The organism is Plantactinospora sp. DSM 117369, assembly GCF_053764795.1.
Map to the genome: position 1 here is coordinate 5,833,796 of NZ_CM132446.1, position 13,048 is coordinate 5,846,843.

Below are 13,048 nucleotides of genomic sequence, written 5' to 3' on the forward strand. Positions count from 1 at the left end.
AGCCATGCGACCAACAACACGTAACATCCTCGGCGTCGCGGCGGCGGCGTTGGTGATCCTGGCGAGTACCGGCAACACGCCGGCGAATGCCGCGGACGCGCCGTACGACGTGCTGGTGTTCTCCAAGACCGCCGGCTTCCGGCACGACTCGATCCCGGCCGGCATCCAGCTGATCCGAGACCTGGGCACCGCCAACAACTTCACGGTGACCGCGACGGAGGACTCGAACCAGTTCAACGCCACCAACCTCGCCCAGTTCGAGGCCGTTGTCTTCCTCAACACCACCGGTGACGTGCTGAACGCCACCCAGCAAACCGCCTTCGAGAACTACATCCGGGCCGGCGGCGGGTACGTGGGCGTGCATTCAGCCTCGGACACCGAGTACGACTGGCCGTTCTACGGCGAGCTGGTCGGCGCGTATTTCGCCTCGCACCCGGCGATCCAGCAGGCCACCGTCCGAGTGGAGAACCGGGCGCATGCGGCGACGGCCGGGCTGAGCCCGACCTGGGTGCGTACCGACGAGTGGTACAACTTCCGGACCAACCCCCGGTCGTCGGCCCGGGTGCTGTCCACCCTCGACGAGTCGAGCTACTCCGGCGGCGGGATGGGGGCCGACCACCCGCACACCTGGTGCAAGACTCTCCAGGGCGGACGCTCGTTCTACACCGGAAGCGGCCACACCCAGGCCAGCTACACCGAGGCGGGCTTCCGGTCGCTGGTGCTCGGCGGCATCAGGTACGCAGCCAACCGGACCAGGGCGGACTGCCGCGCGGAAACCGGCTACACCACCCTCTACGACGGCGCCACCACCGGCTGGTCCCAGGCAGGGCCGGGCGGGTTCAGCAACAGCAACGGCACGCTGACGTCTTCCGGCGGGCTGGGCATGCTGTGGTACAGCACCAAGGAGTTTCGCTCCTACTCCCTGAAGCTCGACTGGATGATGCCGGGCGACGACAACTCCGGCGTGCTCGTCGGATTTCCGGCGAGCAGCGACCCGAACTCGGCCATGAGCAACGGGTACGAGGTGCAGGTCGATGCCACCGACACCGCGGACAGGACCACTGGCGCGGTGTACGGGGTCAAGTCGGCGGACATCGCCGCCCGCGACGCCGCGCTGAACCCACCCGGCGAGTGGAACACCTACGAGCTGCTGGTGGAGGGAGAGCGGCTGCAGGTCTTCCTGAACGGCGTCAAGATCAACGATTTCACCAACACGGATCCGGCGCGATCGCTGACATCCGGCTACATCGGCATCCAGAACCACGGCACCGGCGATGACGTGTCGTTCCGCAACATCCGGATCAAGGAGTTGGGCGGCACCGCGCCCCGGGTCGGCCCGATCACCAGCGCCACCGGCAAGTGCGTCGACGTCAGCGGTTCCAGCTCCGCCGACGGCGCGAAGATCCAGCTCTGGAGCTGCCACGGCGGCACCAACCAGCAATGGACGGTCAACGGGGACACGCTGCGCGCGTCCAACAAGTGCATGGGCGTCGCCGGCGGCGGCACGGCGAACGGCGGCCTGGTCCAGCTGTCGACCTGCAACGGTAGCGGTGCGCAGAACTGGACCCCCGGAGCCAACGGCGCCCTGGTGAACTCGCAGTCGGGCAGATGCCTGGACGCCAACGGCGGCAGCTCCGCCGACGGTACCCAGCTGATCATCTGGACCTGCCACGGCGGCACCAACCAGCGCTGGACCCTTCCGTAACGGCATCGCTCGGCTGCTTGGAGGAGACAAGATGCCTGAAGTGACACGAAGGAAACTACTCGGAGTCGGGGCGGCGGGGGCTGGCGTCATGCTGCTGCCGGCGGGTTGGACCGCAGCCGCTCGGGCCGGGTCGATTGCACCGCCACAGGTGCTGGCAGCCAATGACATGGCGTTGTGGTACGACGAGCCGGCGGGTTCGGATTGGTTGCGGGCCCTGCCGATCGGTAACGGCCGGTTGGGCGCGATGGTGTTCGGGAATGTCGACACCGATCGGCTTCAGCTGAACGAGGACACTGTGTGGGCCGGTGGCCCGTACGACTCGGCCAACACCCGTGGTGCGGCCAACCTGGCGGAAATCCGGCGGCGGGTCTTCGCCGATCAGTGGACGCAGGCGCAGGATCTGATCAACCAGGCGATGCTGGGCAGCCCCGCCGGGCAGTTGGCCTATCAGCCGGTCGGCGACCTGCGGCTGGCCTTCGGTAGTGCCAGCGGGGCGTCGCAGTACCAGCGGACCCTCGATCTGACCACGGCCACCGCGACCACCAGCTACGTGCTCAACGGGGTGCGGTTTCAGCGCGAGGTGTTCGCGAGCGCACCGGACCAGGTGATCGTGATCCGGTTGACCGCTGACCGGGCCAACGCGATCACCTTCACCGCCACGTTCGGCAGCCCGCAACGGACGACCGTGTCCAGCCCGGACGCCGCCACGATCGGCCTCGACGGTGTCTCCGGCAGCATGGAGGGGATCAACGGGCAGGTCCGGTTCCTCGCTCTGGCCAATGCCGCCGTGAGCGGCGGTACGGTCAGCAGTTCTGGTGGCACGCTGCGGGTCTCCGGCGCGACCAGCGTCACCGTGTTGGTGTCGATCGGATCCAGTTACGTCAACTACCGGACGGTCAACGGCGACTACCAGGGCATCGCGCGCCGGCACCTCGACGCGGCCCGCAACATCGGCTTCGACCAGCTGCGCGGCCGGCATGTGGCCGACTATCAGGCGCTGTTCAACCGGGTGTCGATCGACCTGGGACGCACGGCGGCGGCCGACCAGACCACCGACGTGCGGATCGCACAGCACGCGAGCGTCAACGATCCGCAGTTTTCCGCGCTGCTGTTCCAGTACGGCCGCTACCTGCTGATCTCCTCCTCGCGGCCGGGCAGCCAGCCGGCGAACTTGCAGGGGATCTGGAATGACCAGATGGCCCCGTCCTGGGATTCGAAGTACACCATCAACGCGAACCTGCCGATGAACTACTGGCCGGCCGACACCACCAACCTGTCCGAGTGTTACCTACCGGTCTTCGACATGATCAAAGACTTGACGGTGACCGGCGCCCGCACCGCTCAGGCGCAGTACGGCGCCGGGGGTTGGGTCACCCACCACAACACCGACGCGTGGCGCGGCTCGTCGGTGGTCGACGGTGCCCTGTGGGGGATGTGGCAGACCGGGGGCGCCTGGCTGGCCACCATGATCTGGGACCACTACCAGTTCACCGGAGACGTCGAGTTCCTGCGCGCCAACTACCCGGCCATGAAAGGCGCTGCCCAGTTCTTCCTCGACACGCTGGTCACCCACCCGACGCTCGGCTACCTGGTCACCAATCCGTCGAACTCGCCGGAGCTGCCTCATCACGCGAATGCCAGCGTGTGCGCGGGGCCGACGATGGACAACCAGATCCTGCGTGACCTCTTCAACGGCGTCGCACGGGCCGCCGAAGTCCTCAATGTGGATGCCAGCTACCGCACCCAGGTACTGGCTGCCCGGGACCGGCTGCCACCGACGCGGGTCGGGTCCCGCGGCAACATCCAGGAATGGCTCGCCGACTGGGTGGAGACCGAGCGGACTCACCGGCACGTTTCCCACCTGTACGGGCTGCACCCCAGCAACCAGATCACCAAACGCGGCACCCCACAACTGCACCAGGCCGCACGTCAAACCCTGGAACTGCGGGGCGACGACGGCACCGGCTGGTCACTCGCCTGGAAGATCAACTACTGGGCTCGGCTGGAAGACGCCGCACGCGCCCATAAGCTCCTCGGCGACCTGGTACGCACCGACCGGCTCGCACCGAACATGTTCGACCTGCACCCGCCTTTCCAGATCGACGGCAACTTCGGCGCTACCTCCGGCATCGCCGAAATGCTGCTGCAAAGCCACAACAACGAACTACACCTACTACCCGCCCTACCATCCGCCTGGCCGACCGGGCAGGTTGCCGGGCTCCGGGGCCGCGGCGGATACACCGTCGGCGCCGCTTGGAGCAGCAGCCGGATCGAGCTCGTCGTCACTCCCGACCGCACCGGGCCCGTACGCGTTCGCAGCCGGATCTTCGCCGGCACCTTCGAACTGCGCGACGAGACGAGCGGCGCCGCCGTCCAGCCGACGCGGATCGAGGCCGATCTCGTCGAGTTCGCCGGCCAGGCCGGCCACACCTACCGCGCGTCCGGGGTCATGTCGGGACCGGTCGAGGCTGGTGTGCACTACCGGCTCGTGGCCCAGCACAGCGGCAAGGCCGCCGACATCAACGGTGCGTCCACCGCCGCCGGTGCGTCGCTCATCCAGTGGCAGGCCGGCAGCGGACAGAACCAGCAGTTCGAGTTTCTGCCGGCGGACGGCGGCCACTTCCGGATCAGGGCGCGGCACAGCGGTCTGTTCCTGCAGGTCGCCAGCAACAGCACTGGCGCCGACATCACTCAGCAACCCGACACCCCCAACGCCGCCAGCCAGCAATGGCGAGTAGACGACCAGGGCGGCGGGGTGGCCAGACTGATCAACCGGCAAAGCGGTCTGGCGATGGACGTTTGGCAGGCCTCGACCGCCGACGGTGGCCGCATCTCCCAGTGGACACCCGGCACGGGCGCCAACCAGCGATTCCAACTTCAACGAATCTAGCTCGCGAAAGGAGTCACGTGATGACAGGCCGTCGATCAATTCTCGGATTTTCCGCAGTAGTGGCACTGATCGTCCTGGCAGCGGGTGGCGCGGCGCACGGCGGCGCTGTCGGCGGGCGCTCGTCACCTACCGATATCGTGGTAGCTGCGGCAACCGCCGGTTGCGGGAAGGCCCCGACACTGACGAGCGGCACGCATACGATCCAGAGTAGCGGTAAGAACCGATCCTTCATCCTGAGCATTCCCACCAACTACGACAACAACCGTCAATATCGGTTGATATTCGGGTTTCACTGGTGGGGTGGCACCGCCGAGGCGGTCGCCTCGGGCGGAAGCGATGGGGACGTCTACGCCCACTACGGACTGCGGCGCCTTGCGAACGACAGCGCGATCTTCGTCGCGCCCCAGGGCATCGGCAACGGCTGGGCCAACTCCGGCAGCGAAGACGTGACCTTCGTCGACGACATGATCCAACGGATCGACGCAGCCCTTTGCATCGACACGACGCAGCGCTTCTCCCTGGGCTTCAGCTACGGCGGCGCCATGAGCTACGCACTCGCATGTGCCCGACCGACGGTTTTCCGCGCGGTCGCGGCCATAGCCGCCCCCGGACCCATCAGCGGGTGCAGCGGCGGTACCCAGCCCTTCGCGTACATGGGTATCCACGGCATCGGCGACAACATCGGTGCCGGACGGGCGCTGCGGGACAGGTTCGTGAACAACAACGGCTGCACTCCCCAGAACCCGCCAGAGCCGGCCGCGGGTAGCCGTACTCACATCACCACCGCCTACAGCGGGTGCCGGGAGGGGTACCCGGTTGTCTGGGCCGCCTTCGACGGAGGGCACCAGCAAGGCCCCGTGGACGGGTGCGCCGGCTGTGAGAGCGGCGCCAGGAGCTGGGTCAAGGACGAGGTGTGGAAGTTCTTCACGGGCGAGACGAACCCCAACCCGAACCCCACCGCCTTCCGGCTGCGGAGCGAGTCCGCGGGCCGGTGCCTGGACGTCAACGGCGCGAGCTCGGCCAACGGCGCCCAGATGATCGTCTGGGACTGCCACACCAACGCCAACCAGCAGTTCAGCCAGAGTGGACAGACCCTGCAGGTGTTGGGCAAGTGCCTGGACCTGCCTGCCAACGCCGCCGCTGGCACCCAGGTGCGGATCTGGGACTGCGGCGGAGGCACCAACCAGCAGTGGAACGTGAACAGCAACGGCACGATCAGCAACGCGCAGAACGGGCTGTGCCTGGACGTCAACGGCGCCGGCACCGCAAACGGCACCCCCGTGGTGGTCTGGAACTGCCACACCGGCACCAACCAGCGCTGGGCCCGAGCGTAGGCAGAGGCGTGCAGGCGGCCGTGGTAGCACACGGCCGCCTGCACCCACCAGGTGTCAGGTAGCGGTGCAGGTCGCGCCGGGCGGTCGATACCGGTGGAGTTCAGCCGGTCGGCTCGGTTCTACCGTTCTTCGGGTAGGTGGGCGCGTAACCAGGTCTCGGTCGTGGTGATGTGCATCAGGGCGGCCGCTTGGGCCTGGATGGCGTCCCCGGCGGCCAGTGCCAGGTAGATCGCCTCGTGTTCGCGCAATGTGTGCCCGGCGGCGTCTGCGTCGACCAGCCCGCGCCACACCCGGGCGCGTAGGGTCCGGCTGGAGATGCCTTCCAGGACCATCGTCAGCGTCTCGTTGCCGGTAGCGGCGACGACCGCGCGGTGGAAGGCCAGGTCGTGCTGGTTGAGTAGCTCCACGTCGTCGGCGGCGGCGCGCATGGCCTCCAGATGGCCCTCGACCTCGGCGAGCTGCTGTGCCGAGATGCGGGTGGCGGCGAGCCCGGTCGCGGCGGTCTCGAACAGCCGGCGCACCTCGGTGAGCTCCAGCATGGTGTCGCCCTGCAGCAGTTCGACCGCACCGCCGATGCCTTCCAGCAGCACCCGTGGTTGCAGGCTGGTGACGAAAGTACCGTTGCCCCGTCGCACTTCCAGCACCCGGGCCGCCACGAGTGCCCGTACCGCCTCCCGCATGATGTTGCGCCCCACACCCAGCTCGGCGGCGAGCTGCTGCTCCGGCGGAAGCTTGGTGCCAGGCGGGAGCTCACCCGACTGGATCAACTCGCGAAGGCGTGTCATCGCCTTCTCGGTCAACGACATGTCGTGACCCCTTGGTGGTCTCCCGCACGGGAAGGGAGCGGGTTGAGATCGCCTGCGAGTCTAACCCTAGCAGGTGATCCCATGTCTGGAGCATGAAGGTTCGCTGATCTACAGATGCGCACTGTCATCACCCGTCGAAACCAGCCCCAGAGCGCATGTTTCCGGCTCGTGTCTAGACGGAGGCTACGAGTGAGGCTATAAAGACATCCCATGGCAGACGGTTCAGCGGGCGATGGAAGATCGCCGCGACGGACGGCGACACCCCGGCCGACCGGACCAGCGAGCGGACGAGGCAGATGGTCATGACCGAGGTGATCACGGCGGTCGACGCGGTCGACATCCGGTTTCCCACCTCCCGCGAGCTCGACGGCTCCGACGCGATGAACCCGGAACCTGACTATTCGGCGGCCTACGTGACGGTCCGCACGAGTACCGGGCAGGAAGGATTCGGGCTGGCTTTCACCGTGGGACGCGGGAACGACGTACAGGTGGCCGCGGTTCACGCGTTGGCCCCCCTTGTCATCGGCCTGCCGATCGCGGACATCCTCGCCGACATGCGCGGGTTCTCGGAGACGATGACCGGCGACAGCCAGCTACGGTGGCTGGGCCCGAACAAGGGCGCCATCCACATGGCCGCCGGAGCGATCGTCAACGCGACCTGGGATCTGTACGCGCGCCGGGAGCGCAAGCCGCTGTGGCGGCTGCTGGCCGAGATGTCGCCGACGCAGCTCGTCAGCCTCATCGACTTCCGGTACCTACGGGACGCTCTCACTCCCGAAGAGGCGCTGGACATCCTCCAACGCGCCCAGCCGGGACGAGCGCAACGCCAGCGGCAACTGCTGGACAGCGGATACCCGGCGTACACCACCACACCGGGTTGGCTCGGCTATACCGACGACAAACTGGTCCGACTGTCGAAGGAGGCCGTCAACGACGGCTTCGACCTGATCAAGCTGAAGGTCGGCGCCGACAACGAAGCCGACGTACGACGGCTGGCCCTGGCCCGCGAGGCGGTGGGCTCCGAGGTCCGGATCGCCGTCGACGCCAATCAGGCGTGGGGGGTCGACCAGGCGGTCGCCTGGCTGGAGTCCCTCGCGCCGTACGACCCCTACTGGATCGAGGAACCGACCTCGCCGGACGACATACTCGGCCACGCCGCGATCCGCAGAGCGGTCGCACCGATCAAGGTCGCCACCGGCGAGCACTGTCACAACCAGGTCATGTTCAAACAGCTACTGCAAGCGGAGGCGATCGATGTCCTGCAGCTCGACGCCACCCGCGTCGCCGGGGTGAACGAGAACGTCGCGATCCTACTGCTCGCCGCCAAGTTCGGCGTGCCGGTCTGCCCGCACGCCGGCGGCGTCGGCCTGTGCGAGATGGTGCAGCACCTGGCAATGTTCGACTATGTCGCCGTCAGCGGCAGCACCGACGGCCGCGTGATCGAGTATGTCGACCACCTGCATCAGCACTTCGTCGATCCCGTCGTCATCCGGAACGGAAACTACGTGGCGCCGCGGGCCCCCGGTATCGGCGCGCGCATGCGTCCCGAGTCGATCGCCGCATACCGCTTCTCGACCGGTCCGAAGTCCACACACGCACGCTGGTGGGTCGGCCGGTGACACGCTCTCGGGTCGGCCGGTGAACAGAAGCATCGGCGCGACAGGCAGCTGAGCCGTCGGCTGGCTGCTCCGCGAGCTGACGGCCGGCACCTTCGAAACCGTACGTTCGGGCATCTTCCAAACAGGAGCTGTGATGAACCGTAGCTCAATCGCCGCGACCGCGGCCGTCGTCATGTCCGTCGTGGCACTCGGCGGATGCGCTGGCGGCGAGAACTCCACCGGTGCCGACGGCAGCGCCGCGGTGGTCGGTGTCGACTACCCGCGGTCGGACACCGACTTCTGGAACTCCTACATCAAGTACACCCCGCAGTTCGCCACCGAGCTGGGGTTGGACCTGAAGACGACCAACTCGCAGAACGATGTCGCGAAGCTGACCTCCAACGTGCAGTCGTTCATCAGCCAGGGCGTCCAGGGCATCGCCATGGCACCGCAGGACACCGCCGCGATCGCCCCGGCGCTGCAGACTCTGGCCAGCAAGAAGATCCCGGTGGTGACCATCGACACCCGCCCCGACCAGGGTGAGGTGTTCATGGTCGTACGCGCGGACAACCGCGCCTACGGCGAGAAGGCGTGCCAGTTCCTCGGCACCAAGCTCAAGGGCGCCGGCAAGGTCGTCATGCTCCAGGGCGACCTTGCCTCCATCAACGGGCGTGACCGCACCGAGGCGTTCAGCGAGTGCATGAAGAAGAACTACCCGGGGATCACGGTCTTCGGCGAGGCGACGAACTGGGACGGCGCGATCGCCTCGCAGAAGCTGCAGATCCGGCTCACCGAGCACCCCGACATCAAGGGCGTCTACATGCAGTCCAGCTTCGCGCTGGCCGGGACGCTTCAGCTACTGAAGCAGCGCGACCTGCTCACCGCGCCGGACGACCCGAAGCACGTCTTCGTCGTCTCCAATGACGGCATTCCGAAGGAGCTGCAGGACATCGCCGCCGGCAACATCGACGCCACCGTCTCACAGCCGGCCGACCTCTACGCCAAGTACGCGCTCTACTACCTCAAGGCGGCCATCGAAGGAAAGACGTTCCAGCCGGGCCCGACCGACCACGAGAGCACCATCATCCAGGTACGCGACGGAGTGCTCGAAGACCAGCTTTCCGCACCGCTGGTGACCCTCGACGGCGGAACCTACGGCGGCGTACCGAGCCTCAAGCCCGACGACAAGTCCCTCTGGGGCAACAACATCGGCTGACCGGCCCCGGAGGAGAAACCGGCACATGAGCGGCAACGAGAAGTCATCGAGGCACTCGTCATCCGCCCAGAACGGCCACGGGCGGACCCGGTCGGGCCCGCCCGTGGCGGAGGCGACCGACATCACCAAACGGTACGGGCCGACGGTGGCACTCGACCAGGCGCGGATCACCGTACGTAGCGGCGAGACGCACGCACTGGTCGGCCGGAACGGGGCCGGCAAGTCCACCCTCGTCTCGATCCTGACCGGCTTGCAGCCCGCCGACTCCGGAGAGATCCGGTTCTCCGGGCAGGCGGCACCACGCCTGTCCGACCGGGACGGCTGGCGGCAGCGGGTCGCCTGTGTCTACCAGAAGTCGACCATCATCCCCCAGCTGACCGTGGCCGAAAACCTCCTGCTCAACCGGTACGACAGGGGTCGCAGCGGGCTGATCAGCTGGCGTTCGCTGCGCCGTCGGGCGCGGGACCTGCTCGCCGTCTGGTCCGTCGACGTGGACGTCGATGCCAGGGCCAAGGATCTCAGCGTCGAGCAGCGGCAGTTCGTCGAGATCGCCCGGGCCCTGTCGTTCGGTGCCCGGTTCATCATCCTCGACGAGCCGACCGCCCAACTGGACGCCGGCGCGATCGCCCGGCTGTTCGACCACATCCGCGACCTGCAGACCCAGGACGTCACCTTCCTGTTCATCAGCCACCATCTGCAAGAGATCTACGAGATCTGCGACATGGTGACCGTGTTCCGCGACGCCCGCCACATCGTCACCGCCCCGGTCGCCGAGCTGCCGCGCGACGAGCTCGTCGCCGCGATGACCGGCGAAGCCACCACACTCGAGGCCCCGCGCTCCCGGCAGGCGCCAGCCGGGCACGCCGACGTGGTCCTCGACGTGGCCGCCCTGTCCCTCGACGGCGTGTTCGAGGACGTGTCGTTCCAGGTCCGGTCCGGCGAGATCGTCGGCCTCGCCGGCTCCGGCGGCAGCGGGCGGACCGAGGTGGCCGAAACCATTGTCGGACTCCGCGCGCCGCAGGCCGGGACCGTCGCGGTCGGCGGTCGGCACCCGCGCCCCGGCCACGTCGGTGCCGCCCTGGCCAGCGGCGTGGGATTCGTCCCCCAGGACCGCCACCACCAGGGCCTGGTCGCCGGCATGTCGATTGCGGACAACGCCACCATGACCATCCCGGAGCGACTCGGCTCAGCCGGCTTCCTCAGCACCCGCCGGCGGGACGCCGTCGCCACCACCCTGATCGACGACCTGGCCATCAAGACGCCCGGACCCGACCTGCCCGTCTCCGGACTCTCCGGCGGCAACCAGCAGAAGGTCGTCATGGCACGTGCACTCGCCAATGACCCCCGAGTGCTCATCCTCATCACGCCCACGGCGGGCGTGGACGTACGGTCCAAAGAATTTCTCCTCGACAAGGTCGACGAGGTCGCCGGCACCGGCACCGGGGTCGTCGTCGCCTCCGACGAACTCGACGACCTGCGCATCTGCGATCGCGTCCTGGTGATGGTCCAGGGCCGCATCGTCGCCGACATGCCCAGCGGCTGGCGTGACCACGACCTCGTTGCCGCAATGGAAGGACTGACCGTCGATGCCTCAGACCCTGACCTCGGCTGACACCGCCGCCGACGGCACCGCCGGTACGGCCGGCCCGGTCACTCGCCGTCCGCTCGGCAAGCTGGCCGTCGCCCGGCTGCGGGACCTCGCGCTGGTACCCGCGATCGTGCTCATCGCCATCGTCGGGCAGATCGTCAACCCTGTCTTCCTCAAGCCCGACAATCTGATCAACATTGTCCAGACCATGTCGGAGATCGCGCTGCTCGTCCTGGCCCAGACCATCGTCCTGGTCGCCGGCAAGATGGATCTGTCGCTGGAATCCACCTTCGGCCTCGCCCCGGGAGTGGCCGCATGGCTGACCGTCGCCGTCGGCACCGGCCATGGCATCGGGCTCGTACCCGGCGCCTGGAGCATACCGATCACCCTGGCGGTCGGCGCGCTCATCGGCGTCGCCAACGCCGCGCTGATCGTCCGGTTCGGCCTGCACGGCTTCATCGTCACTCTCGGGATGCTCATCGTGCTGCGCGGCCTGCTCACCGGCATCTCCGGCGGCCAGACGTTCTTCAACCTCCCCGCGTCGATGATGTACCTCGGCACCGCCATGTGGTTCGGCGTTCCCGCCTCCATCTGGCTCTGTGTCGCCCTGTTCGCGGCCGGGATCATCCTGCTCGGCTACACCGGTTTCGGACGATCCCTCTACGCCATCGGCGGCAACGTCGACGCGGCCAAGGCGGCTGGCATCCGCACCGACCGCGTCCTCTGGATCGCCCTCGTCGGTGCCAGCGTCCTTGCGGCCCTGGGCGGCCTCATGCTCTCCGGCCGCCTCGCCTCCGTCGCGGCGTCCCAGGGCAACGGTGCGATCTTCACCGTCTTCGCCGCAGCGGTCATCGGGGGCGTCAGCCTGAATGGCGGCAAGGGCACGATGTTCGGCGCGTTCACCGGCATCCTGCTGCTTTTCATGATCCAGAACGTGCTGACGCTCGCCGGTGTCCCGGCACAGTGGATCGGCGCGCTCAACGGCGCGATCATCCTCATCGCGCTCGTCGTTTCCCGAATCACCGGAGGCAAGGCGCAGGAGTGAACCTTTTTCAACCTGGACCGCGCGGCGCTCACGCACCGCGTCCGCCCTTGCGGTCCGCCGGACGCAAGGGGGATCGGAAAGGTTCAGTGAGCCTTTTCCAACCTCAGAGACGAAGGTTCTGAGGTCGGTGAGGACCGGGTGAGGGCTGCTCGTGTCAGACTTCGCGGGTGCAGGTGAACGAGTTCTGGTCGCTGGTCGAGAGGGCCCGCGAGGACGTGCTCGGCGACGGCGGGGATTGGCCGTCAGGCTCGGTGATTGGTAGAGCGCTGGCGGCGAGGCTGGCGCAGTTGCCGGCGGAGCGCATCGTGGAGTTCTACCACTGCTACGAGCGGGTAGCCGCACGTGCGCATCAGTGGGGCTTGTGCGCGGCGGCGTTCGTGATCTGGGGGTACATCTCCGATGACACGTTCAGTGACTTCAAGGCCGGACTGGTCGGCTTGGGGCGCAAGGCGTTCGAGCAGGCGGTAGCCGATGCGGATGCATTGGCGGAGCACCCGACGGTGCAAGCAATCGCCGCTGGCCACGTCGACCGATTCGCGCTAGCGGCCGGAGAGATCCAGTTCGCGGCGTCGAGTGCGTTCGAGCAGCACAGCGATGATGCCGACGGGTTCTGGGAGGCGTTGGAAGCCCAGCCCGACGAGCCTGGTGACGAGGAAGAACCCTCGGCCGAGGATCAGTGGTCGGGGTGGTTCGGCAGCGCCGACGATGCTGCCCAGATTCCCCTGCGGCTGCCCCGCCTACTCGCCCTGTTCCCTGAGCGCGGACGCGGCGAGCGCTGACCCATGAGGGTCTTCCATCGCGATTATGCTGGCCACGATTGGTGCAGCAGGCCCGGAGATCGATAAGGGCGAGGCTCCAGGTAAGAC

Annotated in this window: 9 protein-coding genes; 8 read left to right on the forward strand and 1 reads right to left on the reverse strand. The window is 67.6% G+C overall.

Translation table 11 applies throughout. The features are described 5' to 3' along the window. Positions 1-4: 4 nt before the first annotated feature. The 3 genes from ACSMXO_RS25455 to ACSMXO_RS25465 are packed head-to-tail and all read left to right on the forward strand — an operon-like array spanning position 5 to position 5,929. A complete protein-coding gene (locus ACSMXO_RS25455) occupies positions 5-1,705 on the forward strand; it encodes a ThuA domain-containing protein (RefSeq protein WP_455414075.1) in 1,701 nt (566 codons plus the stop codon). A 31-nt stretch (positions 1,706-1,736) separates the two neighbouring features. Next, a complete protein-coding gene (locus ACSMXO_RS25460; RefSeq protein WP_455414076.1) occupies positions 1,737-4,595 on the forward strand; it encodes a glycosyl hydrolase family 95 catalytic domain-containing protein in 2,859 nt (952 codons plus the stop codon). A gap of 20 nt (positions 4,596-4,615) precedes the next feature. Then, positions 4,616-5,929 carry an RICIN domain-containing protein gene (locus tag ACSMXO_RS25465; RefSeq protein ID WP_455414077.1) on the forward strand — a complete coding sequence of 438 codons (1,314 nt, stop codon included), beginning with the start codon at positions 4,616-4,618 and terminating at the stop codon, positions 5,927-5,929. 119 nt (positions 5,930-6,048) lie between these two features. On the opposite strand, the gene ACSMXO_RS25470 is transcribed toward ACSMXO_RS25465, so the two are convergent. Beyond that, on the reverse strand, positions 6,049-6,735 hold the full coding sequence (locus tag ACSMXO_RS25470; RefSeq protein ID WP_455414078.1) for a FadR/GntR family transcriptional regulator: 687 nt from the start codon (positions 6,733-6,735) through the stop codon (positions 6,049-6,051). Positions 6,736-7,037: 302 nt separating this feature from the next. Between ACSMXO_RS25470 and ACSMXO_RS25475 the strand changes: the two genes are divergently transcribed. From ACSMXO_RS25475 to ACSMXO_RS25495, 5 genes are all read left to right on the forward strand, one after another. Then, positions 7,038-8,354, forward strand: a complete 1,317-nt coding sequence (locus ACSMXO_RS25475) for an enolase C-terminal domain-like protein (protein WP_455414079.1) — start codon at positions 7,038-7,040, stop codon at positions 8,352-8,354. Positions 8,355-8,487: 133 nt separating this feature from the next. Next, on the forward strand, positions 8,488-9,549 hold the full coding sequence (locus ACSMXO_RS25480) for a sugar ABC transporter substrate-binding protein (RefSeq protein ID WP_455414080.1): 1,062 nt from the start codon (positions 8,488-8,490) through the stop codon (positions 9,547-9,549). A 25-nt stretch (positions 9,550-9,574) separates the two neighbouring features. After that, complete coding sequence (locus ACSMXO_RS25485) at positions 9,575-11,161, forward strand: sugar ABC transporter ATP-binding protein (protein WP_455414081.1); 1,587 nt, start codon at positions 9,575-9,577, stop codon at positions 11,159-11,161. Positions 11,162-11,267: 106 nt separating this feature from the next. After that, positions 11,268-12,182, forward strand: coding sequence for an ABC transporter permease (locus ACSMXO_RS25490; protein ID WP_455414082.1), 915 nt, complete (start codon positions 11,268-11,270; stop codon positions 12,180-12,182). A gap of 167 nt (positions 12,183-12,349) precedes the next feature. Continuing rightward, on the forward strand, positions 12,350-12,961 hold the full coding sequence (locus ACSMXO_RS25495) for a DUF4240 domain-containing protein (RefSeq protein ID WP_455414083.1): 612 nt from the start codon (positions 12,350-12,352) through the stop codon (positions 12,959-12,961). Positions 12,962-13,048: the final 87 nt, after the last annotated feature.